The organism is Photorhabdus khanii NC19, assembly GCF_000517265.1.
GTDB lineage: Bacteria > Pseudomonadota > Gammaproteobacteria > Enterobacterales > Enterobacteriaceae > Photorhabdus > Photorhabdus khanii.
The window spans coordinates 330,134-355,083 of record NZ_AYSJ01000017.1 but is presented as its reverse complement, the minus strand read 5'-3'; the positions used below and the strand labels follow the sequence as shown (position 1 = coordinate 355,083).

Annotated in this window: 23 protein-coding genes; 16 read left to right on the top strand and 7 right to left on the bottom strand. The window is 42.9% G+C overall.

What is annotated here, in order from left to right:
* Positions 1 to 2: 2 nt before the first annotated feature.
* Genes hisC through PTE_RS25910 form a run of 7 tightly spaced genes read left to right on the top strand, consistent with a single transcriptional unit; the run spans position 3 to position 5,033 of the window.
* Positions 3 to 1,106, top strand: coding sequence for a histidinol-phosphate transaminase (hisC, locus tag PTE_RS22340; protein WP_036850893.1), 1,104 nt, complete (start codon positions 3 to 5; stop codon positions 1,104 to 1,106).
* On the top strand, positions 1,106 to 2,173 hold the full coding sequence (gene hisB / locus PTE_RS22335) for a bifunctional histidinol-phosphatase/imidazoleglycerol-phosphate dehydratase HisB (protein ID WP_036850890.1): 1,068 nt from the start codon (positions 1,106 to 1,108) through the stop codon (positions 2,171 to 2,173). Before hisC ends, hisB begins: the two co-directional genes overlap by 1 nt.
* Positions 2,173 to 2,778: an imidazole glycerol phosphate synthase subunit HisH gene (gene hisH / locus PTE_RS22330; protein WP_036850887.1), complete on the top strand. Its 606-nt coding sequence runs from the start codon at positions 2,173 to 2,175 to the stop codon at positions 2,776 to 2,778. Before hisB ends, hisH begins: the two co-directional genes overlap by 1 nt.
* Before the next feature lie 5 nt (positions 2,779 to 2,783).
* Complete coding sequence (gene hisA / locus PTE_RS22325) at positions 2,784 to 3,521, top strand: 1-(5-phosphoribosyl)-5-[(5-phosphoribosylamino)methylideneamino]imidazole-4-carboxamide isomerase (RefSeq protein ID WP_036850884.1); 738 nt, start codon at positions 2,784 to 2,786, stop codon at positions 3,519 to 3,521.
* A complete protein-coding gene (gene hisF, locus PTE_RS22320) occupies positions 3,503 to 4,279 on the top strand; it encodes an imidazole glycerol phosphate synthase subunit HisF (protein ID WP_036850881.1) in 777 nt (258 codons plus the stop codon). Before hisA ends, hisF begins: the two co-directional genes overlap by 19 nt.
* A complete protein-coding gene (gene hisIE, locus PTE_RS22315; RefSeq protein WP_036850878.1) occupies positions 4,273 to 4,887 on the top strand; it encodes a bifunctional phosphoribosyl-AMP cyclohydrolase/phosphoribosyl-ATP diphosphatase HisIE in 615 nt (204 codons plus the stop codon). Before hisF ends, hisIE begins: the two co-directional genes overlap by 7 nt.
* Positions 4,888 to 4,889: 2 nt before the next feature.
* The gene (locus PTE_RS25910; RefSeq protein WP_152962803.1) at positions 4,890 to 5,033 is read left to right on the top strand and encodes a hypothetical protein; all 144 of its coding nucleotides are present in this window, start codon (positions 4,890 to 4,892) and stop codon (positions 5,031 to 5,033) included.
* Between the two features lie 34 nt (positions 5,034 to 5,067).
* On the opposite strand, the gene yiaY is transcribed toward PTE_RS25910, so the two are convergent.
* A complete protein-coding gene (gene yiaY, locus PTE_RS22310) occupies positions 5,068 to 6,219 on the bottom strand; it encodes an L-threonine dehydrogenase (protein WP_036850875.1) in 1,152 nt (383 codons plus the stop codon).
* A 418-nt stretch (positions 6,220 to 6,637) separates the two neighbouring features.
* On the opposite strand from yiaY, the gene PTE_RS22305 reads away from it, so the two are divergent.
* The 3 genes from PTE_RS22305 (at position 6,638) to PTE_RS22295 (ending at position 8,987) form a co-directional block, all read left to right on the top strand.
* Positions 6,638 to 7,129 (top strand): YbaK/prolyl-tRNA synthetase associated domain-containing protein, encoded by a 492-nt coding sequence (locus PTE_RS22305; protein WP_036850871.1) that lies wholly within the window; start codon positions 6,638 to 6,640, stop codon positions 7,127 to 7,129.
* A gap of 582 nt (positions 7,130 to 7,711) precedes the next feature.
* Positions 7,712 to 8,332, top strand: a complete 621-nt coding sequence (locus tag PTE_RS22300) for a beta/gamma crystallin domain-containing protein (protein ID WP_036850869.1) — start codon at positions 7,712 to 7,714, stop codon at positions 8,330 to 8,332.
* Positions 8,333 to 8,654: 322 nt separating this feature from the next.
* Entirely contained in the window at positions 8,655 to 8,987 is a 333-nt protein-coding gene (locus PTE_RS22295) for a hypothetical protein (RefSeq protein ID WP_051477516.1), read from the top strand.
* A gap of 98 nt (positions 8,988 to 9,085) precedes the next feature.
* Here PTE_RS22295 and gndA read toward each other — a convergent pair whose 3' ends face one another.
* Positions 9,086 to 10,492, bottom strand: coding sequence for an NADP-dependent phosphogluconate dehydrogenase (gndA, locus tag PTE_RS22290; protein WP_036850866.1), 1,407 nt, complete (start codon positions 10,490 to 10,492; stop codon positions 9,086 to 9,088).
* A 246-nt stretch (positions 10,493 to 10,738) separates the two neighbouring features.
* Between gndA and PTE_RS22285 the strand changes: the two genes are divergently transcribed.
* Positions 10,739 to 12,310: a TerC family protein gene (locus PTE_RS22285; RefSeq protein WP_036850863.1), complete on the top strand. Its 1,572-nt coding sequence runs from the start codon at positions 10,739 to 10,741 to the stop codon at positions 12,308 to 12,310.
* 109 nt (positions 12,311 to 12,419) lie between these two features.
* On the opposite strand, the gene asmA is transcribed toward PTE_RS22285, so the two are convergent.
* The 4 genes from asmA to apbC all read right to left on the bottom strand — a co-directional run bounded on the left by asmA (position 12,420) and on the right by apbC (position 16,958).
* Positions 12,420 to 14,267, bottom strand: coding sequence for an outer membrane assembly protein AsmA (asmA, locus tag PTE_RS22280; RefSeq protein ID WP_036850861.1), 1,848 nt, complete (start codon positions 14,265 to 14,267; stop codon positions 12,420 to 12,422).
* 54 nt (positions 14,268 to 14,321) lie between these two features.
* Complete coding sequence (dcd, locus tag PTE_RS22275; protein WP_036850859.1) at positions 14,322 to 14,903, bottom strand: dCTP deaminase; 582 nt, start codon at positions 14,901 to 14,903, stop codon at positions 14,322 to 14,324.
* Positions 14,904 to 14,958: 55 nt separating this feature from the next.
* Complete coding sequence (udk, locus tag PTE_RS22270) at positions 14,959 to 15,600, bottom strand: uridine kinase (RefSeq protein WP_036850856.1); 642 nt, start codon at positions 15,598 to 15,600, stop codon at positions 14,959 to 14,961.
* A 245-nt stretch (positions 15,601 to 15,845) separates the two neighbouring features.
* Positions 15,846 to 16,958 carry an iron-sulfur cluster carrier protein ApbC gene (gene apbC / locus PTE_RS22265; RefSeq protein ID WP_036850853.1) on the bottom strand — a complete coding sequence of 371 codons (1,113 nt, stop codon included), beginning with the start codon at positions 16,956 to 16,958 and terminating at the stop codon, positions 15,846 to 15,848.
* Positions 16,959 to 17,180: 222 nt separating this feature from the next.
* Between apbC and metG the strand changes: the two genes are divergently transcribed.
* The 5 genes from metG to PTE_RS22240 all read left to right on the top strand — a co-directional run bounded on the left by metG (position 17,181) and on the right by PTE_RS22240 (position 23,530).
* Positions 17,181 to 19,208, top strand: coding sequence for a methionine--tRNA ligase (gene metG, locus PTE_RS22260; RefSeq protein ID WP_036850850.1), 2,028 nt, complete (start codon positions 17,181 to 17,183; stop codon positions 19,206 to 19,208).
* A gap of 132 nt (positions 19,209 to 19,340) precedes the next feature.
* The gene (locus PTE_RS22255; RefSeq protein ID WP_036850849.1) at positions 19,341 to 19,769 is read left to right on the top strand and encodes a CidA/LrgA family protein; all 429 of its coding nucleotides are present in this window, start codon (positions 19,341 to 19,343) and stop codon (positions 19,767 to 19,769) included.
* A gap of 2 nt (positions 19,770 to 19,771) precedes the next feature.
* Positions 19,772 to 20,467, top strand: coding sequence for a CidB/LrgB family autolysis modulator (locus tag PTE_RS22250; RefSeq protein WP_036850847.1), 696 nt, complete (start codon positions 19,772 to 19,774; stop codon positions 20,465 to 20,467).
* 140 nt (positions 20,468 to 20,607) lie between these two features.
* Complete coding sequence (gene cdd, locus PTE_RS22245; RefSeq protein ID WP_036850846.1) at positions 20,608 to 21,492, top strand: cytidine deaminase; 885 nt, start codon at positions 20,608 to 20,610, stop codon at positions 21,490 to 21,492.
* A gap of 340 nt (positions 21,493 to 21,832) precedes the next feature.
* A complete protein-coding gene (locus PTE_RS22240; protein ID WP_036850845.1) occupies positions 21,833 to 23,530 on the top strand; it encodes an NAD-dependent malic enzyme in 1,698 nt (565 codons plus the stop codon).
* A gap of 582 nt (positions 23,531 to 24,112) precedes the next feature.
* Here PTE_RS22240 and PTE_RS22235 read toward each other — a convergent pair.
* Positions 24,113 to 24,925 (bottom strand): 2OG-Fe(II) oxygenase family protein, encoded by an 813-nt coding sequence (locus tag PTE_RS22235; RefSeq protein WP_036850844.1) that lies wholly within the window; start codon positions 24,923 to 24,925, stop codon positions 24,113 to 24,115.
* Positions 24,926 to 24,950: the final 25 nt, after the last annotated feature.

Below are 24,950 nucleotides of genomic sequence, written 5' to 3'. Positions count from 1 at the left end.
ACATGAATCACGTTTTTGATGCCAATCTATTAGCACGAGAAAATATCCGCAAATTAATACCTTATATGTCCGCCCGCCGCCTCGGTGGCAATGGCGATGTTTGGTTGAATGCCAATGAATACCCATTGGCACCTGATTTCCAATTCACCGAGCAGACACTGAACCGTTATCCTGACTGCCAGCCTGCATCAGTTATCTGCCGTTATGCAGCCTATGCCGGTTTACAACCTGAGCAGGTGCTGGCCTGTCGTGGTGCGGATGAATCCATTGAGCTGCTGATCCGTGTATTTTGTGAACCTGGACAAGATGCTGTGCTGTTCTGCCCTCCGACTTATGGTATGTACAGTGTCAGCGCGGAAGCTTTCGGGGTCGAACAAAAGAAAATTGCCGCACTGAAAAATTGGCAACTGGATATCGAAGCGATCGAAAATAACCTCGACCGGGTAAAGCTAATCTATATCTGTAGCCCTAATAATCCAACAGGGAACTCGATTAACTCTGATTCACTGCGTAAAGTTCTGGAACTGGCAGCTAATCGCGCAATTGTCACTATTGATGAAGCCTATATTGAGTTCTGCCCGGAAAATAGTATCGCAAGCTGGCTAAAAAACTATCCGAATTTAGTCATTTTGCGAACCCTCTCGAAAGCTTTTGCTTTAGCGGGTTTGCGCTGTGGATTTACTCTCTCCTCTGTGGATATCATCACTCTGCTGTTAAAAGTCATTGCGCCTTATCCGCTTTCCACTCCTGTTGCGAATATTGCAGCACAGGCACTGACAGCAGAAGGTATCGCCGTTATGCAAAAACGGGTCGTTGAAATCAGGGAGAACCGCGACTACTTGCAGCAAGCTCTGAATAAATTGACCATCGTTGAAAAAGTATTCCCCAGTGAAACCAACTATATACTGGTGAAATTCTATGATGCCGAAACCGTTTTCAGGACACTATGGCATCAGGGCATTATCCTGCGCGACCAGCGCAAACAGCCTGGATTGGATGGATGCCTGCGGATCACCATAGGCACCCGTAAAGAGTGTGAGCAGGTGGTTGCAGCCATCAGCCCCCTTTCCACTAAAAATGAACAACAAAAGGAAACAACACGCTGATGAACCAGAAATTCCTTTTTATTGACCGGGATGGCACGCTGATCACTGAACCATTAACAGATTTTCAGGTTGATCGCCTGGACAAACTGGCATTGGAAGCTAATGTTATTCCTGCTCTGCTTGCCCTGCAAAAATCAGGTTTCAGGCTGATTATGATCACTAATCAGGATGGCCTTGGTACCAATAGCTTTCCATTGGAACAATTTGAACCACCACACAACCTGATGATGCAGATTTTTAGTTCTCAAGGGATCAGCTTTGATGAAGTTTTAATTTGCCCACACAAGCCAGAAGATAACTGCAATTGCCGTAAGCCAAAAATAAAATTAGTGGAAAAATATCTGGCGGAAGGCTTGATGGATACGACTAACAGCTATGTTATTGGTGACCGGGAAACAGATCTGCAACTAGCTGAAAATATGGGGATTCAGGGGTTACGTTACCATCCGGAAAACTTTGGCTGGCGAACCATAAGTGAACAACTCACCCGTAAAGATCGCCACGCTCACGTTCAGCGAGTAACGAAAGAGACCTCCATCAATATTGACGTTTGGCTTGATCATGAAGGTGGCAGCAAAATCAATACTGGTGTCGGATTCTTCGACCATATGCTGGATCAGATTGCTACCCACGGTGGTTTCCGTATGCATGTCCAGGTTAAAGGCGACCTCTGTATTGATGATCACCACACTGTTGAGGATACCGGTTTGGCTCTCGGCGAAGCGTTAAAGCTGGCTCTGGGAGATAAACGGGGCATCTGCCGCTTCGGTTTTGTGTTACCAATGGATGAATGCCTTGCTCGCTGTGCCCTTGATATCTCTGGTCGCCCTCATCTTGAATATAAAGCCGAATTCAAATATCAGCGAGTGGGTGATCTGAGTACCGAAATGGTTGAGCATTTCTTCCGCTCGCTCTCTTATGCCATGGCCTGCACACTGCACCTGAAAACAAAAGGCAGCAATGATCACCACAGAGCAGAAAGTCTGTTCAAAGTCTTTGGCCGGACGCTACGTCAGGCAATTCGGATAGAAGGCGATACATTGCCAAGTTCAAAAGGGGTTCTGTGATGAAAGTCGTCATTCTTGATACTGGCTGCGCCAATCTGTCATCGGTAACTTATGCCATCCGAAAATTAGGTTATGAACCTGAAATCAGTCTGGATGCCACAGCGGTCCTGGCCGCAGATAAATTACTTCTGCCCGGCGTTGGCACAGCTGGTGCAGCAATGGATCAACTGAAACAACGGGAACTTATCCCGTTAATTAAAAGACTGAACCAACCTGTGTTAGGTATTTGTCTTGGCATGCAATTATTCGCCGCCACCAGCGAAGAAAACGATCATGTCACAGGTGATAACGTCACCCTGCTTGAACTTATTGACTCTCCGGTCAAAAAAATGGCTACCAATGGGCTGCCGTTGCCTCATATGGGCTGGAATCAGGTTCTGCCAAAAGCCGGGTATCCTCTGTTCCGCGGCATTAAAGACAATAGCTATTTTTATTTCGTCCATAGTTACGCGATCCCAGTGAATACATACACAATCGCTCAAACTGAATATAGCGATACTTTCAGCAGTGCAATCGCCAAAGATAACTTCTTTGGGGTGCAGTTTCACCCTGAACGTTCCGGTGCCGCCGGAGCCAGGCTATTAAAGAATTTTCTGGAGATGTAAACGCAATGATTATACCAGCATTAGATTTGATTGATGGCCAGGTCGTAAGGCTACATCAGGGAAATTATGATCAACAGCGGGATTATAAACATGATCCTCTGTCCCATTTTCAGCAATATGCTCAACAGGGAGCAAAACTGCTCCATCTGGTCGATCTGACTGGTGCTAAAGATCCATCAGCCCGCCAGACTCCTTTACTGCGCAAGTTACTTTCGGCTGTTTCCGTGCCTGTTCAGGTTGGTGGCGGCATCCGTACAGAAGAAGATATAAAAACATTGCTTGATGCAGGGGCCAACCGGGTCGTCATTGGTTCTACCGCCATAAAACAACCGGCATTAGTTACGCAATGGTTTGAACGTTATGGTGCAGAAGCCATTGTGCTAGCACTGGATGTACGCATCAATGACGCAGGAATGAAACAGGTTGCTATCAACGGCTGGCAGGAGAATTCAGCGGTCACTCTGGAACAGGTTGTTGAACAATATCTGCCTTTGGGACTGAAATATGTACTGTGTACCGACATCTCCCGCGATGGCACGCTGAATGGCTCGAACATCGAACTATATCGGGAAATTTGCCAATGCTATCCGCAAATTGTGTTTCAGGCTTCAGGTGGTATTGGCACGTTAAATGATATCGCCTCTCTGCCTGCCAGCGGTGTAGCCGGAGTGATTATTGGTCGTGCATTACTCGACGGAAAATTTACACTAACGGAGGCAATTCAATGCTGGCAAAACGCATAATTCCTTGTCTTGATGTTCGTGATGAGCAAGTGGTTAAAGGTGTTCAGTTTCGTCACCACGAAATCATCGGTGATATTGTTCCACTGGCTCAACGCTATGCAAAAGAAGGTGCCGACGAACTGGTTTTCTACGATATTACCGCCTCATGTGATGGACGGGTGGTAGATAAAAGTTGGGTAGCCAGAGTCGCAGAAGTGATTGATATCCCTTTCTGTGTTGCGGGTGGTATTAAAACGGTCGAAGATGCGGGGAAAATCCTCTCATTTGGGGCAGATAAAATCTCCATCAACTCCCCTGCACTTGCTGACCCAACTTTAATTACACGTTTGGCAGATCGTTATGGCGTTCAATGTATCGTCGTAGGGATTGATAGCTGGTTTGATGAAAGCACCGACTGCTATCAGGTTTATCAGTTTACCGGGGATGAAAAACGAACAACCGTTACTCAATGGCAGACCCTGGATTGGGTAAAAGAAGTACAACACCGTGGCGCAGGCGAAATTGTACTGAATATGATGAACCAGGATGGTGTCCGCAATGGCTACGATCTGACACAACTAAAACAGGTACGCGACGTCTGTCATGTCCCTCTCATTGCCTCCGGTGGTGCCGGGGCACCAGAACATTTCCTTAACGCCTTTAAACAGGCAAACGTTGATGGCGCACTAGCCGCATCAGTATTCCATAAACATATTATTAATATTGGTGAATTGAAACAGTACCTTACACAACAAAATGTGGAGATAAGAACTTGCTGACCGAACAACAAATCGAAAAACTGGATTGGGAAAAAGTCGCTTATATGATGCCGGTTATCGTGCAACATGCAATATCCGGTGATGTCCTCATGATGGGCTATATGAACAAAGCAGCACTTAATACCACGATCAATTCGGGTAAAATCACTTTCTTTTCCCGTAGCAAACAGCGTCTGTGGACCAAAGGTGAAAGTTCCGGCCATTTTCTTAATTTGGTCAATATCTATCCTGACTGTGACAATGATGCCCTGTTAGTTCTCGCTGACCCAATCGGCCCCACCTGCCATTTTGGTACAAACAGCTGCTTTGCTCCGGCACAAACTGAGTGGGGGTTTCTCTATCAGCTTGAAAAATTGCTGGCTGGTCGTAAAACAGCAGACCCTGACCACTCATACACCGCAAAATTATATGCCAGCGGTACCAAACGAATCGCTCAGAAAGTCGGTGAAGAAGGGGTAGAAACCGCTTTGGCGGCCACGGTTAATAACAGAGAAGAGCTAACAAATGAAGCGGCGGACCTGATGTATCACCTGATGGTTCTTCTCCAAGACCAAAATCTGGATCTCAGTTGTGTCATTCGCCAACTACGGGAAAGAACAGAAAAATGAATGTGTCTGAAGAAAATTCGCCACTGAGTTTACCCGACATACCACCGAAGAAAGCCTTAACCGGGCCAGTATTGCTGTCAGAAGACTCAGCAAAGGAACTGACCCGGTTAGCCGCAAATATTTTGAGTCAGTTCGACAATATGTAGATACCTATGTCCACACGAGATGAGGGTTTACAAATCACATGGCAGCTTTGAAGATTGCAACGATTTCTTCATGGGTAGCCTGAACTGGATTAGTTAAACAACAGATATCTTTCAGGGCATTCGTTGCCATCATTGGCAGATCTTCTGGTTTGACATTCAGTTCAGCCAAACCAGCTGGAATGCCAATATCTTTTGACAACTTACGAATTTCAGCAATACATGCCGCCGCCCCTTGCTGATCATTCATATCTCTTACATCTACCCCCATCGCAGCCGCAATGTCTTTCAAACGACTAGCAGACCCTTTGGCATTGAATTCTTGAACGTGCGGCAACAAAACTGCATTACATACACCGTGTGGTAAATCATAGGAACCACCCAACTGATGAGACATTGCATGGACATATCCGAGTAATGCGCTATTAAACGCCATACCTGCCAAAAATTGTGCATAAGCCATGTTCTCACGGGCCTTTATGTTACTCCCATCTTCTACCGCGTGACGCAGAGATTGGCTAATCATAGTGATCGCTTTCAATGCACAAGCATCCGTTATTGGGTTAGCCCCAACAGAGACATAGGCTTCAACCGCATGAGCCATTGCATCCATTCCGGTCGCTGCGGTTAAACTTTTCGGCATTCCTACCATCAATTCCGGATCGTTCACGGACATAATAGGTGTGATCTTTTTATCCGCAATAACCATTTTAATATGGCTATCCACATCAGTAATGACACAGAAACGCGTCATTTCTGATGCGGTTCCCGCAGTAGTATTAATAGCAATCAACGGCAAATGTGGCTTAGATGAACGATCAGTTCCTACGTAATCTTGAATATCTCCGCCGTTAGCTGCCAGCAGCATAATAGCTTTCGCACAATCATGTGGCGAACCACCACCTAAAGAAATAATGCAATCGCTATTATGCTGACGCAAAACATCCAAACCTTCAGAAACGTTAACCGTCGTCGGATTCGGATGGGTACCATCGTAGACCGCACTCTCAATACCCACATCAGCCAGCAAAGATTGAACTTTTGCTACTATTCCAATTTCATTTAAAATGCGGTCAGTCACAATCAAGGCTTTCTTGTAACCGTAATCTTTCATCGAACCTATCGCCTCAATCAGACAGCCCACTCCCATCATATTTACCGATGGCATAAAAAAAGTCTTAGTCATCATTAGCAAATCCTTAATATTAAAATAGTTTCAACATAAAAATATATAATAAATTTAAAAAGTTACTTCATGGAAATATAAACAATCCTCTTGCAATAAATATAAATAATAGCTCTATTTAAGTCATGCTACTTAAAAAATATAAACATATACCTCGATATAATCAGATGATATCTACTCAAATACCGACTTTATAATATTTTTGGTTGGTAATATGTCTTGATATAAATATAATAAACTCAATAATTGAAAGAGATCATATACCTAATAGATTTCGAGTGGCAGCGCGGCGGCAAGTGAACGAATCCCCAGGAGCATAGATAACTCTGTGACTGGGGTGAGTGAAAGCAGCCAACAAAGCAGCAACTTGAAAGATGAAGGGGATATATCAATTCATTACACTATTGCTTAGGAGCTTATTGTGCCCTCTAACGAAATATTTAACCGCCTGACTGCATTACTGGATGATAATCATGCCCGTTATCGAGTAATGAAACATCCAACCGCTGGACGTTCTGAAGAGGTTGCAAAAATCCGTGGCACACAACTTGGTCAAGGGGCCAAAGGATTAGTTTGTCATGTTAAAGGGGAAGGGTTCCGCCAATATGTACTTGCTGTACTCCCTGCGGATCAACAAGCTGATCTCTCTGTACTGGCAAAACAGATCGGTGGTACCCGTGCATCCTTGGCAAGTCCTAAAGAAGTTTCTGAACTGACTCAATGTGTATTCGGCTCAATTCCACCTTTCAGTTTTCACCCTGATCTAAAGCTGGTTGCAGACCCGTTATTGTTTGAACGCTTTGATGAACTGGCTTTTAATGCCGGTAGCCTTGAATGCTCTGTCATTCTCAACACCAAAGATTATCACCGGATTGCGCAACCTGAACTGGTAAACTTTCGGCGGACCAAATAAATACAATTGCAGAAAATTAAAGTGATAATAGGCAGATTGAAGAGATGTCATGAATAAATTTCATTGCTAACTTGAGGTAAACAAACAACTCTCAATTCAATAACGAAAAATTAATTAAATAGTCTATAGAAATAGGCTATTTAAGATAATATTTAAAGAATTTTTATTTAAATCAGTAACTATCCCCTCCCGCAAACTCATATTATTAGACGAAATTATCGCTATTGCTACATTATATAAACATTAAACAAGCAGATATAATTATCAAATACCATGAATATCTAATTATTCACTGTTTAGTCATATACAAAAAGTCATCAATTACACTATGGGATAATTCACTACCCAAACAAGGGTGTTTCTTGATAGGAATTTTCAATTATTTTAATTTCAGAATCTTTATTTCGAACATCGGCCACAAAATGACATGTCAATTATATTAGCGTTATATTGGCAACAATTTAATATATCTGTTCATTATATTTTATTAAATACAAAAACCCCATACTCATTGTATTCTAAATCCGCTTTCAGAAAGAAAGATTACATTTTTCCAAAATAAGTTTTTAAGGAGTAAAGAATATGACTAATAAATTAGTTACAGGTGCAACTTTTTTCGATAGAAAATACTTTCTAGGCGAAGGGCATCATTATCCAGAAAATGATAGCATTATTCCACTGCCTTATGATCTCAACGATAGATATCGTTCAGTGAAAATTGGAACGCTATCAAAAGTCTATGCGTGGCGTCATTATAGTAATTGCGAACCAGGCCAACGCTATCGTGAATGGGAATATGATCATCCCGATATTGATAGAGAAATTAAAGGATTATCTAAATTTAAAGTCGCACCAAAAGATACATGCCTGGTTGCATTAAGAGTCATTGATGACACCAATTCAGGTATAAGATTCTCCATGTTCACAAACACAGTCTGTGTAGGACCAGTTGAAACGACGACTGATGATGATTATGCGCTCGTTGGCATACTCCCATATAATATAGAGTTAGTCACTGCTATTGCGATAAGGAATACCAGCACTGGAGTATACATTAATAACGGATCATTCTATTTTCATCGTGATTCAAATGGTGTTGTTACTATTGATGAGAAGGCTAATTTCCCTAAAAATCTGAGAATAGTCAACGCAGGTAATAACCGTTTTGATATTCATATCATCAGTACCGACTTTTCGTTCTAATCCGGGTATGATGTAACAATAATTAACTCTTGTTTCCAGAAAGGCTACGTTCTGAAAATTTAAGTAACACCGTTGCGGATTATTATTAACAACCGCAACGGTGTATTGTAATTTTTTAAAAAGACATGAGACTCAGCCATATTAGCGATAATTAAGAACTCTATTTCCATTCAGAAAAATATTTATCTAACGATTCTCTTATGAATTATCAACAAATCCAACCATTCTACTGCCATATATCTATTTATAGGTATTTTCGTAATATTATTAATGTAAAATAATTCGATAATATTTACTCAAAACACCAAGATGAGTAGAAAAAATGACATCAGATGTAAAATTTTCTATGACCGTTAAGATATTTAACGGAGAAAAGCAGGAAAAAGTCGAGGTTAACACGATAACTGATGATAATTATGCTGTCGTTGATGAACTACTTATGCAGAAAGAGATAGTCACTTCAATATACGTAAGAAACACCAACACCAGAGAATATATTGGCAACGGATCATTCTATTTTTCTTATGATGCACATGGCGTTGCGATCACTGATGAAGGTCTCAATTTTCCTAAGAATCTGAAACTGGTTCATGCAGGAAATAACCGTTTTGATTTTCACATTATTAGAGCCACGCCGTTGCGGCACACCAGTTAAAAAACCGCAACGGCGCATTCCAGAATTATCGCGAAAGCTAACTACATCATACCTGATACAAGCACTTCACTCTCCTGGTCAAGCGGAAATAACAGGATCTACTCCATCCACTCAGTATGGAAAACACCCTCTTTATCAGTACGCTTATAAGTATGAGCACCGAAGTAGTCACGTTGTGCCTGAATCAAGTTAGCGGGTAATACAGCCGAACGATAACTGTCGTAATAAGAAATAGCCGCGGAAAAAGTCGGTGTTGGGATACCATTCTGCACACCATAAGAGACGACATCACGCAACGCCTGCTGATATTCATCAGCAATTTTCTTGAAGTAAGGTGCCAGTAACAGGTTAGCAATATCTGCATTTTCGTTATACGCATCAGTAATTTTTTGCAGAAATTGAGCGCGAATGATGCAACCGGCGCGGAAAATTCCAGCAATCTCACCGTAATTCAGGTTCCATTGATATTCATCAGATACCGCTTTTAATTGCTGAAAGCCCTGAGCATATGAAACAATTTTACCCAAATAAAGTGCACGGCGCACTTTCTCAACAAATTCAACTTTATCACCTTTAAATGGCTGTGCTTGCGGCCCACTCAAAACTTTAGCGGCGGCAACTCGCTGATCTTTCAGAGAAGAGAGATAACGTGCAAATACAGATTCAGTGATCAGTGTCAATGGAATACCCAAATCGAGAGAGCTCTGGCTGGTCCACTTACCGGTCCCTTTGTTTGCTGCTTCGTCCAAAATCACATCAACCAAATATTGACCTGCTTCATCTTTCTTACGGAAAATATCAGCCGTGATTTCAATCAAATAGCTACTCAGTTCACCATTATTCCAATCAGTGAAAATCTCGGATAGCTCTTCATTGCCCAGATTCAAGGCGTTTTTCAGTAAGGAATAGGCTTCAGCAATAAGCTGCATGTCACCGTATTCAATCCCGTTGTGAACCATTTTCACATAATGACCGGCACCATCTGGGCCAATATATGCCACACAAGGTTCACCTTCAGCTTTAGCCGCGATCTCTTGCAGAATTGGCGCAACCAACTCATACGCCTCTTTCTGACCACCCGGCATGATCGATGGCCCCTTCAATGCACCCTCTTCACCACCGGAAACGCCTGTACCGATAAAATTAAAGCCTTGAGCAGAAAGCTCCCGGTTACGGCGGATAGTATCCTGAAAATAGGTATTACCACCATCAATCAAAATGTCACCTTTATCCAGATGCGGAGTCAGTGAAGCGATAGTTTTATCGGTTGCTTCGCCAGCCTTAACCATAAGCAGAATACGGCGCGGTTTTTCCAGTGAATCGACAAATTCTTCGATAGTGTAGCTTGGGACTAATTTTTTCCCTGGATTTTCGGCAATCACTTCGTCAGTTTTATCACTTGAACGATTAAATATAGATACGGAATAACCACGGCTTTCAATATTCAGTGCCAGGTTACGCCCCATCACCGCCATACCGACAACACCAATCTGCTGCTTGGACATGAATAACTCCTGTCTGATGATAATACTTGCACACTAATTATCATTAGTATGCAATTTGTTAATGTGATCACATGTTAACTCAGGATTAGGCTCAGTGGATAGTTATTGCTGCTATCAATACCGCCATAACTTATTTTTTAAAAAAAACTTCCTCAGATGAAAAATCAACTATTGAAATTTGATGAGTCAATGCCCATTATTCATTATTCGGCATGAGCCGTCATATTAAAAGGTAAAACAAACTGTATGGAATGGATCGCAGATCCGACGATATGGGCTGGACTGGTTACTCTTATCGTTCTAGAAATTGTCCTCGGAATCGACAATCTGGTCTTTATTGCCATTCTGGCAGATAAACTTCCTGAAAAACTAAGAGACAAAGCGCGTATCACAGGGTTGACTTGTGCACTACTGATGCGTGTCGTGTTGCTTTTTAGTCTCTCCTGGCTGATAACGTTAACTAATCCATTAATTACGCTCTGGGAACATCCATTCAGTGCCCGTGACTTGATTATGTTGGTAGGTGGCCTTTTCTTATTATTCAAAGCGACGATGGAGCTAAACGAGCGACTGGAAGGCAAGGATGCACACTCAGGGCAACAACGCAAAACGTCTAAATTTTGGACAGTTGTCGCACAGATAATTGTCCTTGATGCCGTCTTCTCTCTGGACTCAGTGATTACTGCTGTCGGTATAGTTGATAACATCGGTATCATGATCGCAGCAGTAACCATCGCGATGTTCCTGATGATACTGGCAAGTAAGCCATTAACAACCTTCGTCAATGCTCATCCAACCATCGTTATTCTCTGTCTGAGCTTCTTGCTGATGATCGGTTTCAGTCTGGTCGCCGAAGGTTTTGGTTATCACATACCAAAAGGTTACTTGTACGCCGCTATCGGCTTCTCAATTATGATTGAATCCCTGAATCAATTCGCTCAGTTTAACCGCCGCAGATTTCTTACTGCTTCCCGATCACTGCGTGAAAGAACAGCGGAGGCCGTTTTGCGTATCCTCAGTGGCAAACATGAAAAGGCAGAATTGGATAACCATACATCTAATCTAATTTCTGATAATCAGGAAGTGTTTGATCCACAAGAACGCCAAATGATTGCCAGAGTTCTGGGCATGGCGCAGCGTAACGTCAACAGTATCATGACCTCACGCCACGACGTGGAATACCTTGATATCAATGCACCGGCAGAAAATCTGACGCAAATACTGAGTAAAAGCCCTCACACACGTATTGTCGTGACAGATGAAAATATCAGTGACGAACCATTAGGTGTTGTCCATGTTATTGATTTACTGAATCAACAACTCAACCAACAGCCTTTTGATTTGCATTCGTTGATAAAACAACCGTTGATTTTCCCTGAGCAGCTCTCACTGCTTCAGGCATTGGAGCAGTTCCGCCAGGCGCAGACTCACTTCGCATTTGTCGTCGATGAATTTGGTTCTGTGGAAGGTGTTGTTACTCTGACCGATGTCATGGAAACTATCGCGGGTAATCTGCCGGTAGATGGCGAAGAAACTGATGCCCGTCATGACATTCAAGCGACTGAAAATGGCTGCTGGATTGCCAATGGTTATATGCCGCTGGATGATTTGATCCTTTATGTTCCTTTGCAACTGGATGAGAAGCGTGAATATCAAACCTTAGCAGGTTTATTGATGGAACATTCACAACATATTCCACAGCAAGGTGAACAATTGCAGATTGATAATTATCTATTTGAACCACTGGAAGTCACTAGTCACCGAATTAATAAGGTAAAAATTACGCCATTGGTTTCAGAAGAAGAGAATAAAGAATAACTCAGTGCGGTGTTGATCACTGAGTGCTTATTTCCCTCTGGAAACAAGATAAAGCCCCGGTCAGCTAATTAAGGCTGCACCGGGCTGGCACATCAGGTAAGTTTCTAATCTACTGATGTTCTTTGTTGTTACTATTACGGATACCCCAATCATTGATGATCTGTTTTGCTTTATTCTCCAGCTCATTACGCAGCAATTGCTCAATATCAAGGTTGTATTTCAGATTGCTCCAACTACCATAAAGCCGCAGCGGTACTTTCAGTTTGCTCAAACGGCGCACCCATTCATCATCTGCATCCCATCCTTGAGTTACCTGCACTTTTAAAGCGACATCAACATCTTGTTTAAGCAGGTTGGCCTCACCCTGACCGTCAATATTTAACAGCTCGGATACGGCATGAAGCTGACTGATTTTTACATCACCCCGATTAAGTACTGCTTTAATATCAAGCCTTTTGGCACGGGTAAAGTTACCCATATCATCAGGGATATTCACTTTATTCGTTGCACGGGCAACGGATTGCTGGATCAATTGGGAGATATTCAATCCATGCATTTTGGCATTAACTAAACTGAAATTAAGATCACCATGCCAAATATGCGCAATAGCATAACCATCATATCCTTTACCAGAAAGATCGCCATTCAGATTGAATTTACCACTAAATGCCTGTGGTAAAGAAAATGCTTTGAGTATTGGTTCCAGTTCTATATCTTGCAGTAAGGGCTTGATATGTAATTTAAGTTGATTACCTGTTGCATCCAGAATGGTTGGAATAGAGAAATGACCGCCAAATAATTTCCCACTCAGAACAGAAATTTCGGCAATACCATCATTACTCGCTGCTTTGAATATCAGGTCATCGATCTCCATTCCCCGATAAATAAATTTGTTCGCATTAACAGTAACACTGGCATTAAAATCATTCAGAAATGCAGCGCTGTAATCAGGCTGCACTGAGCTCGAAACCGCAATCACCGGTTTAGCTGAACTATTCTCTATCCGGTAATGGCGTTTAGCTTCTGAACTATCTTCAGGAAGCAAATCCCATCCCACCAGATTATCTAAATTCAATTTTTGGGAAGATAAATTTATCTGATAATCAGGGTGAGCACCTAATATTGCCTTTATACTGCCATGCAGCTCACTCTCATTAGCCGTGAAACTCAGAGCCTGTAGAGAGATTGTTTGTGGTTCATCTGTCGTTTTTTCCCGATAAACAGCATTCACTTTTCCCGAACCACTAATCCCTCCCGTGGGTATACCTACCCCCTGAAGCTGATAATCGAAAGCATCAATATTACCGGCAACACGATATGGATAACCCGAAATGTCTACATTTGCATTAAGATTAAAAGCCAGTTCTTGCTGATTCTTACTGACCTTACTGCTCAATTCCACACTGATATGGTTTTGATCCCCCCGTTTCATTAGCAGATTAATATCGCGGACATTCAACTGAGCGTGATCATCTCTTTGCCAGATAAGTAAACTGTCAGCGACTTTAATTCTGGCAATATCAAGTTTCCAGCGTTCCCCTTTGGCGACAGGATTTGCTGTATTCCCTTTCGGTGCAACAGGGGCATTCTCTTTTTCCTGAACTTTGCTTTCCGGGGTTAATCGCAACACCGCCCCCTTTAACATCACCTCTTTAACTGCAAGCTGATGAGAAAGAAGTGGCCACAACTCCACATCCAGGCGCATATTTTCTGCCGTCACTGCCGGTTGCGCCGCTCCCGGTGCAGTCAATGACATACGCCCGGTAATAATGCTGAGTTTTGGCCAAACATGCCAACGCATACCGTCTTGCAGAACAAGCTGATAGCCACTCTTTTTTTGCACCTGCTTAACCATATAAGCACGAAAGTCATTCGGGTTCACTAACATGACTAATGCCGCTAAACCGGTAATAATCACGACCAGTAAAATAACCAGTGCCGTCAGTAATCTTTTCATGACTTCCTCAGCTTTATTAAAGCGGTAAATGCGACTCAGTAGCCGATAAAAACATTAATCTTCATCAATACGGCTACTCACCGCACCTTGCTGATTTTTATATTTTGCATCTTGACGACGATTATATGGACGATCAGCCGGGCCAGATAACGGTTCAAAACTCAAAGCACCGATCACCATACCCGGACGCAACGCCAGAGGCAATTTACCAGAATTATAGAATTCGAGAACAATCTGACCATGCCAGCCCGGATCGATGCGGTGCGCCGTCACATGCACCATCAATCCAAGACGGGCAAGAGAAGAGCGTCCGTCAAGCCAGCCCACCAAATCATCAGGCAACGTGACGGATTCCAGAGTGACAGCCAGTGCCAACTCTCCAGGGTGGAGGAAAAAAACCTCATCGTCAGGCAGGATAATTTCATCGCTCATCACACGATCAAGAGCAGCACTGACTTCATCTTTTGGGCCACTCAAATCAATATACGCGGCAGTATGACCACGGAAAACACGAAACTGATTTCCAAGGCGCACATCAGCCGTTGCCCCGTTAATTCGTTCAATCGGCGGACGTGGAGAAATGACCAATTTACCTTCATCAAGCCATTTAATAATGTCACGGTCACAGAGTCGCACTATTTTCCCTCTCAAATACGATGATGCTTATCAATGCCTGACAAGCAAAGTTTTATTATTCGCAGAACTGACCAATTTTGGCTTTCAGCACATCAATCGCTACGCGGTTTTTACCCCCGCGTGGCACAATAATATCTGCATATTGTTTTGATGGCTCAATAAATTGCAGAAACATTGGACGTACAGTTTTATGATATTGCTCAATAACAGAATCCAGAGAACGTCCTCGGTCATTAACATCCCGTTTAATACGACGCATAAGACAAATATCCAACGGTGTATCAATGAAAATAGAGAAGTCCATCTCCTGGCGCAAGCGCTTATCCGTCAATAGCAGAATACCTTCCAGAATAATAACTCTTTTCGGCGCAAAATAAATCGCTTCTGACTTGCGGGTATGAGCGGCATAATCATACTGTGGTAATTCAATCGATTTACCGGCTTTCAGATCTTGCAGATGAGAAAAGAGCAGATTGTGATCCATGGAACTTGGGTGGTCATAATTGGTCTTATAACGCTCTTCCATTGATAGATCGCTTTGGTCTTTATAGTAACAATCTTCTGGGATAATACCGATGTTGTGATCACCAACCTGAGCGCGTAATTCACGGTAAAGTGTATTCGCAATGAGACTTTTACCTGAGGCAGATGCACCGGAAATTCCTACAATTGTGCACTGATGTGCTTCGTCAGCCATAATAGAGATTAACCTGATTCTAGAAAAAATGGGGAACAAAGCACCTAAGAGTGCTAAGTCGGGCAAGATTATAGGGAGTTAATGATATCTGTTCCAGTGTAAACAAGATTAAGTCTCATTTTTTTCGAAGCGTTTCGCATAAAAACCATGCAACAGAGATGAATCTGAAAAGAATTCTTTCTTCGATACGCAAAAAACGGGTTATAAAAATATCATAACCCGTTACTACTCATCGAATATGGATATTAAACAGCGCGGAACGAAATCTCCGTCGGTATCTTCTCACCCTGCCAGTACATCTGCGCAGAAATATTCGCGGCAATTTCCCGGTAAATATCCGTGAATTCACTATCAGGATTGCTGATAACGGTTGGCTCTCCACGGTCAAGATCTTCACGTAACGAAATATGCAGAGGAATTTGTCCCAACAGTTTGCAATGATATTTAGCGGCCAGTTTTTCCGCCCCGCCAGTACCAAAAATAGGCTCCAGGTGACCACAGTTGCCGCAAATATGTGCACTCATGTTTTCAACGATACCCAGTACAGGAACTTTCACTTTTTGGAACATGACAATGCCTTTCATCGCATCAATTAAGGCGATATCTTGAGGCGTTGTCACCACCAGCGCCCCCGTGACCGGGATGTTTTGTGACAACGTCAGCTGAATATCACCGGTCCCCGGTGGCATATCGATAACCAGATAATCAAGATCCGGCCATAATGTATCCTGTAACATCTGCATCAATGCCTTACTGGCCATCGGGCCACGCCATACCATTGCATTGTCATCTGTCACCAGATAACCAATGGAGTTAGTGGCAAGGCCATGAGTCATAATAGGCGCCATATGCTGACCATCCGGGGAAGTTGGGCGTTCTTTGGCAGTTCCCAACATACTCGGAACAGAAGGACCGTAGATATCCGCATCCAGAATACCCACTTTTGCCCCTTCCTGAACCAACGCCAACGCCAGGTTTACCGCGGTGCTGGATTTACCCACGCCACCTTTACCTGAGCTGACAGCCAAAATATTACGAACACCATTAATTCCCGACAAATCGTTAGCGCGGCGTAATGTGCTGATATCATGGTTCAATTTCCACGCAACAGATTTTGCGCCGGTCACTGACTGCAATTTTTGCGTTGTCGCCTCTTTCAGAGTTTCAAAACCACGCCGCCAGACAAACGGCATGATCAATTCAATGTGCAGAACATCATCAAGCATCGTACAGTGATGCAGGGCTTTCAGAACTGTCAGATCGTGTTCTAGTGTCGGGTGTGTAAAAGTAGCAAGTATTTTTGTTACCTGAGATTTCAGCAGGTCAGGATTGGTCTGCTCGGGGGATTTTGCGCTCATCCCGGCTCCTTTGATTATCATGATTAACTATAAAAGCCATCTTTTCATCATAACAGAACCCAATGAGTTCGGATAAGGTCAGCAACAAAAACCCACTTCTCAATCACTGATTCAATTTTTATCCAACAAAACCCGCGAAGATCAAGAGTTACCCTAGCGACAATTTTTTTGATCAGGTAACATCAAACTCCCTTTTCATTTATTGGAAGTCAGATCCTTACTATGTCTCAAGTCGCAAAAAAATTATTGGTGACGTGTGCGTTGCCATATGCTAACGGTCCAATCCATCTTGGTCACATGCTGGAACATATCCAGGCAGATATTTGGGTCCGTTTTCAGCGAATGCGCGGCAAAGAGGTTCACTTTATCTGCGCCGATGACGCTCACGGAACACCAATCATGCTGAAAGCACAGCAAATGGGTATTGCTCCCGAAGAGATGATCGCCGCCGTGAACCAGGAGCATCATCAGGATTTTACTGGCTTTTCAATCGGCTATGATAACTATCACTCTACGCACAGCAGAGAGAACCAGGAATTATCAACTGAAATCTATTTGGAGCTGAAAAAGAACGGCTACATTAAGAACCGCACTATTTCTCAGTTATACGATCCTGAGAAAGGGATGTTTCTACCTGACCGCTTTGTAAAAGGCTCCTGCCCGAAATGCAAGGCAGAAGATCAGTATGGCGATAACTGTGAAGTGTGCGGTTCAACTTACAGCCCAACAGAACTGACTAACCCACGCTCTGTTGTCTCCGGTGCAACGCCAGAAATGCGTGAATCCGAGCACTTTTTCTTCGATTTACCTGTATTCAGTGACATGTTACAAGCATGGACCCGTTCCGGTGCATTACAAGAACAGGTTGCTAACAAGATGCAGGAATGGTTTGAATCCGGCTTACAGCAGTGGGATATCACCCGTGATGCCCCCTACTTTGGTTTTGAAATTCCTGATGCACCGGGCAAATATTTCTATGTCTGGTTGGATGCGCCTATTGGCTATATGGGTTCTTTCCAAAACCTGTGTGACAAACGCGGAAATCTGAGCTTTGATGAGTTCTGGGCAAAAGATTCCACCGCCGATCTTTATCACTTTATTGGTAAAGACATTGTCTATTTCCACAGCCTATTCTGGCCGGCCATGCTGGAAGGCAGCGGTTACCGCAAACCAACAAATCTGTTTGTTCACGGCTACGTCACCGTCAACGGCACGAAAATGTCCAAATCCCGTGGTACCTTTATCAAGGCCAGCACTTATCTGGATCATCTGGATGCAGACTGCCTGCGTTATTACTATGCGGCCAAACTCTCTTCCCGTATTGATGATATCGACCTGAATCTGGAAGATTTTGTTCAGCGTGTTAACAGCGATATCGTTAATAAAGTTGTTAACCTGGCCTCCCGTAACGCGGGTTTCATCAATAAACGCTTTAGTGGCAAGCTGGCGGATAAACTGGCTGATCCGGCGCTTTACCAGAAATTTATTGATGGCACGAAAGTGATTGAAGAAGAGTTCAACAACCGCGAATTCAGTAAAGCAATCCGTGAAATCATGGCATTGGCTGATTTGGCAAACCGTTATGTGGATGAGCAGGCTCCATGGGTTGTGGCAAAAGAAGAAGGCCGCGATGCAGATCTGCAAGCTATCTGTTCAATGGGCATCAACCTGTTCCGCGTTCTGATGACTTTCCTGAAACCCGTTTTACCCAGTCTGGCAGAACGCGCAGAAGCTTTCCTGAATACAGAACTGACCTGGAATGGTATTGAACAGCCTCTGCTGGATCATCAGGTTTCCACCTTTAAGGCCCTGTTTAACCGCATTGATATGGATAAAGTCAATGCGATGGTTACTGCGTCTAAAGAAAGCATCAGCGCACCACAAAAAGTCAGCGGCCCACTGGCAGAAGATCCGATTCAGGATATGATCACTTTTGATGATTTCGCCAAAGTTGATATGCGCGTCGCCCTTATCAAACAGGCTGATTCTGTAGAAGGCTCAGATAAACTGCTGAAACTGACTCTGGATCTTGGTGGCGAAACCCGCCAGGTATTTTCCGGTATCCGCTCCAGCTATCCCGATCCAAAAGCACTGGAAGGCCGTTTAACTATCATGGTTGCTAACCTGGCTCCGCGTAAAATGCGCTTCGGCATTTCTGAAGGAATGGTAATGGCTGCTGGGCCTGGCGGAAAAGATATCTTCCTACTCAGTCCTGATAGTGGCGCACAACCGGGTATGCAGGTTAAATAACAATCAATCTATTATAAATATATCTTGCAAGCGGGGATCAGCAATGGTCCCCGCTTTTTTTGAATGTGATCTATAGCACATTCCCAAGGTTAATTGTATGATGAATTCCTCATTGGAATAAGGAATTTTGTTATGTCGTTTCGTGAAGTACTGATTATAGGTTGGCAGTACCTGCGAGCATTTGTACTGATTTATCTGTGCTTGTTGGCAGGCAATGCCATCTCTGCTCTGTTACCCATCGCAGTTCCCGGCAGTATTATCGGTATGTTGATACTGTTCGTCTTATTGGCTTTCCAATTGATCCCTGCCCACTGGGCAAAACCAGGTTGCAGTCTATTACTGAGAAATATGACCCTGCTGTTTCTGCCTATCGGTGTAGGCGTTATGAATTATTACGATCAACTCAGCCAACAGATACTACCGATTGTCCTTTCATGCCTGATCAGCACCGCAATTGTTATGATTATTGTTGCTTACAGTTCCCATTATGTTCACCGCGCACGTCCAATTATCGGCTCTGTATCAGAAGTTAAGACTGAACAAGAAAAACAAAAGAAATAAATATGTTAAGTCACATTTGGTGGTCACTGCCATTAACATTGATTGTATTCTACGCCGCAAGAAAACTTTCACTAAAATTCAAAATTCCTATTCTGAATCCCTTATTGGTTTCTATCGCTGTACTGATTCCAATATTGTTAATAACCAATACCCCTTATGAACACTATTTCGCCGGCAGCCGAATTCTTAATGATCTGCTTCAGCCCGCCGTGGTTGCGCTGGCATTTCCTTTATATGAACAGTTGCACCAGATCCGCGCCCAATGGAAGTCCATTATCAGTATCTGTTTTATCGGCAGTATTGTCGCTATGGTTACAGGTACTGCTATTGCATTATGGACGGGCGCAACACCTGAAATGGCTGCCTCAATACTGCCTAAATCAGTCACTACACCAATAGCAATGGCAGTCGCAGATGCTATCGGCGGTATTCCGGCAATCAGTGCCGCTTGCGTCATTTTTGTCGGCATTCTTGGGGCAATATTTGGTCATAACCTGTTCGATCTCTTACAAGTGAAAACCAAAGCATCCCGCGGTTTGGCAATGGGAACAGCATCACATGCTTTAGGCACCGCCCGTTGTACAGAAGTCAACTTTGTTGAAGGAGCATACAGTTCATTAGCACTGATGACCTGCGGTATCATTACTTCACTGACTGCCCCTTTTATATTCCCAGTGCTGCTATATCTATTTGGCTAATTACCAGTTGAAAAATTTGACATAAATCTCTCAATTAACAACTTCAATTACATAATTTTCATTATTTATGTGATATATATCACATTATAAATCTGATCAGAGCGTCTAGAATGATCTTAAGTTAATTTGGAGATCATTCTATGCAAGCTCGCTTTCGCTCTATCTGGGCACAATTGCCATCTAAGCTACAAGATGCACTTTTGCCCTATGCAGGAAACGACAACTTCCCTGCCATGCTTACGGCTGCACAAGCTAAATCTGTCAAGAAAACCTGTGGCTTCGACGATAATACGTTGGCTATCGCCCTGTTGCCACTCGCAGCGGCATGTTCCCTGGCTCCGATATCACATTTTAATGTCGGTGCAATTGCCCGTGGTGAAAGCGGAAATCTCTATTTTGGGGCCAACATGGAATTTACCAATGTGCCATTACAGCAAACAGTTCATGCTGAACAATGTGCTATTACTCACGCCTGGTTACGCGGTGAGAAAAAACTGGTATCTATCACGGTTAATTACTCTCCATGCGGTCACTGCCGCCAGTTTATGAATGAACTTAATAGTGGCACACAATTAGAGATCCTCTTGCCAAAACAAGAGCCTTCAACATTAGGTGACTATTTGCCAGGCTCCTTTGGTCCAAACGATCTGGGTATCACAACCCTGTTGATGGATCCAATTAATCATGGTTATAAACTAGAAACCACTGATGAACTTGTACTGACCGCACTGGACGCAGCAAACCGAAGCCATGCTCCATACAGCAATTCATACAGTGGTATAGCACTGCTGGGAAAAGATGGAAAAATCTATCCTGGGCGCTATGCAGAAAATGCCGCATTTAATCCAAGCTTACCCCCATTGCAAGCTGCCCTGATCCTGATGAATATTTCTGGTGGTGATTGTCTGGCTATCGAAAGAGCCGTATTAGTTGAGGGAAAAAACAGCGAGTTGTCCCAACAAAGTGCAACTCAATCCACACTTGCTGCACTAGGCTGTAGTAAATTTGAGTACCACACGTTCTAAATTCAGTGAAAAATGCGCTTTCCCTCTATTCAGATTATATATATCAATTAATGGGGAACACTATGGATACTATTACGGTAGAACTGCAACCGTGCGTATACGAAATTGGTATCGACGGCTTTGCCGGGCATCACGCCCGGCAATAGGAAGTCAAATACACAATGGAAGATTTTCTCCTACAAAAATAGTTAACATAACATTTTATTAGCTAAATCTGGATGTTATCTCTCATTTTTACTCATAATACCTCTAATTAAGTAACATTTGCTGTACATATTTTTCCTATCTCTTAGGATCTATAACTGACCTTGTTATCCATTTAGTTCAAAGAGTAAGATTCATGGAACTGGAACACGAAAGTAAACGTCCATTATATATTCCCTATTCTGGCCCCATCCTGTTGGAATTTCCCCTGCTGAATAAAGGCAGTGCCTTTACTGAAGCAGAACGCGGCAACTTTAACCTTCATGGCTTATTACCGGAAACAGTTGAAACCATCGAAGAACAAGCTGAACGCGCCTATCGGCAGTATCTTGATTTCAAAAATGATGCAGATAAACACATTTATTTGCGAAATATTCAAGACACTAACGAAACTCTGTTCTACCGCCTGCTGGATGCACATTTGAGCGAAATGATGCCAATCATTTATACCCCAACGGTTGGTGAAGCTTGTGAACATTTTTCTGATATTTACCGCCGCGCCCGTGGCTTGTTCATCTCATATCCAAATAAAACGCATATTGATGACATGCTGCAAAATGCGACTAAACAAAATGTAAAAGTTATCGTTGTCACCGATGGTGAACGTATTCTTGGTCTGGGTGACCAAGGTATCGGCGGTATGGGTATTCCTATTGGCAAACTTTCCCTGTATACCGCCTGTGGTGGTATCAGCCCGGCTTATACACTGCCGGTAGTCCTGGATGTGGGAACGAACAACCCCCAGCGCCTGAATGACCCGTTATATATGGGCTGGCGCCATCCGCGGATTACCGGCGCAGAATATGATGAATTTGTTGATGAATTTATTCAGGCCGTCAAGCGCCGCTGGCCGAATGTGCTGCTACAGTTTGAAGATTTCGCACAAAAAAATGCCATGCCTCTGCTCGACCGCTATCGCCACGAAATTTGTTGCTTTAATGATGACATTCAGGGAACCGCCGCTGTGACACTGGGTAGCCTGATCGCAGCCAGCCGTGCTGCCGGTCGTCAATTGAAAGATCAAACTGTCACTTTCCTGGGAGCAGGTTCCGCCGGTTGCGGTATTGCAGAGCAGATTGTCGCCCAGATGAAATCTGAAGGTTTAAGTGAAGAACAAGCTCGCGCCCGTATTTTCATGGTTGATCGTTTCGGTTTACTGACGGATAAGCTGCCAAATTTATTGGATTTCCAGAATAAACTGGTACAAAAAAGCGACTCCTTGGCTGAATGGGATGTGAACAGCGGTTCTATCTCTCTGCTCGACGTTGTTCGTAATGCTAAACCTACGGTACTGATTGGCGTTTCAGGTCAAGCAGGTCTGTTTACAGAAGAGATCATCCGTGAGATGCATAAACACGGTGAACGTCCAATCGTTATGCCATTATCCAACCCAACTTCCCGTGTTGAAGCCCGTCCTGAAGATATTATCAACTGGACTAATGGCGCTGCGCTGGTTGCAACAGGTAGCCCATTCAATCCGGTAAAATACAAAGATCAAGAGTATCCGATCGCTCAATGTAACAACTCCTATATCTTCCCAGGAATTGGCTTAGGTGTTATTGCCTCCGGGGCCAAACTCGTCACTGATGGTATGTTGATGGTAGCAAGCCGGACACTGGCTGATTTTTCACCATTGGCTAAAAACGGTACAGGCCCATTACTGCCACTCATTGATGATATTCAAGAAGTTTCTCGCAAAATTGCGAAACAAGTTGCAAAAGAAGCGCAAATACAAGGTGTTGCAACTGTCACATCCGATGGTGCGTTGGATGAAGCGATTGAACGTAACTTCTGGAAACCGGAATATCGCGTATATAAACGCACTTCATTGTGACAGTTATCCGCCTAAATCGGACAAGGACTTACCCATGTCATCGGCTGTTACTCGTCCCTGGCGAGTCTGACACAAGCCCAGAAGGCAGAAACGACGAGTCCCGCAGCCTTTAAATCCACGATACCTCTATGCCGCATATTCATTGCGGCATTTTAATATCTGAAAACCCTGCAAGATTTTTTCCTTATATCTCTGTCCACATTGACCGAAGGTTTATGGCGATTTTTGCTAAATTATACTTAACCGATATAATATTATTGCGTTGCATACTCACAGCCCCCAAAAAATATTTTACGAATTTATCTGTGTTAAAAATATACCATCAAATAGTTGCCTGTAATCGAGTTTTAATATGATATCTTTATTTTCTTAACTTCTCTCATTCACCAAACATACCATAAATGCGCCTAAAAAACTCATCACAGGCATAAAATAGCATCAAAATAAACACTAAAAACAGTAGTGTAAAGATAATTTACATTCAAGTATTTAAACATAATTTCCATATTTATAGGATTGGGATGTGATACTCCCAATCCCTAAAAAAACATTCCCAATATACTAATTACATCAATAATATCATTAATTCCATAACATTAGATGTTTATTTGGTGATACACCGATGAAACTTTGCAATGATATTCTATTTCCCTCAGAAAAACTACGAATTGCATGAGGTTTCCTGGTGTTTATTATTATTAAATCCCCCAACTCTGGCTTAATAGAAATAGATGGAGGAAGAGAACCCCGCCAATCATGTTCTGAACTATCTTCAATCAACTCGGTAATAGGAATAGCTGGAACATCCCACAACTCTAATTCCCCTCCACTTACAGGTACTTTTATATATATGTTTACAGAAAATTGCCCTAGCAAATTGACAGATTGTTGTTGAAGGCCATCAAAGTGAGGTTGTATTTCAGACATGATAGAGAGTTCTGGTCTTCTCATGACCCTGGCAATCCCTGCATGCATCTTTTTACCTTCAAAATTTGCAATACTGGCACCCGCAGACCATACTTCATCCAGCTCTAAACGAAATTTATCGAAAGGTGCCAGCATTGGAGCACAGAAATTCCTGACGTTTCTTATCGCGGGTAATGCATTCTCAAAATATCTTTTATAACTATCACTATCTTTGGGTTTTCCAAAAGTCATATTATAAGGCACACCAACTCTATCAACACCATAATCGACTAAAACAATTTCATCTCCTTTTTTTAAATCATGAAGATAATGTTCTAAATTTTCATGAGAGAGGAAAAAATCAGAAAGTTTATCTGAAATATGATTATCTACATATTTTTTCACATGGACGGCTAACACTTCATCATTAAATAACTTCTCGAGATCACCTTCTTGCAAAGAATTAGATAAAATCACTTCATTTTTCATAAAAGTCACCTTGTTATACTTAACA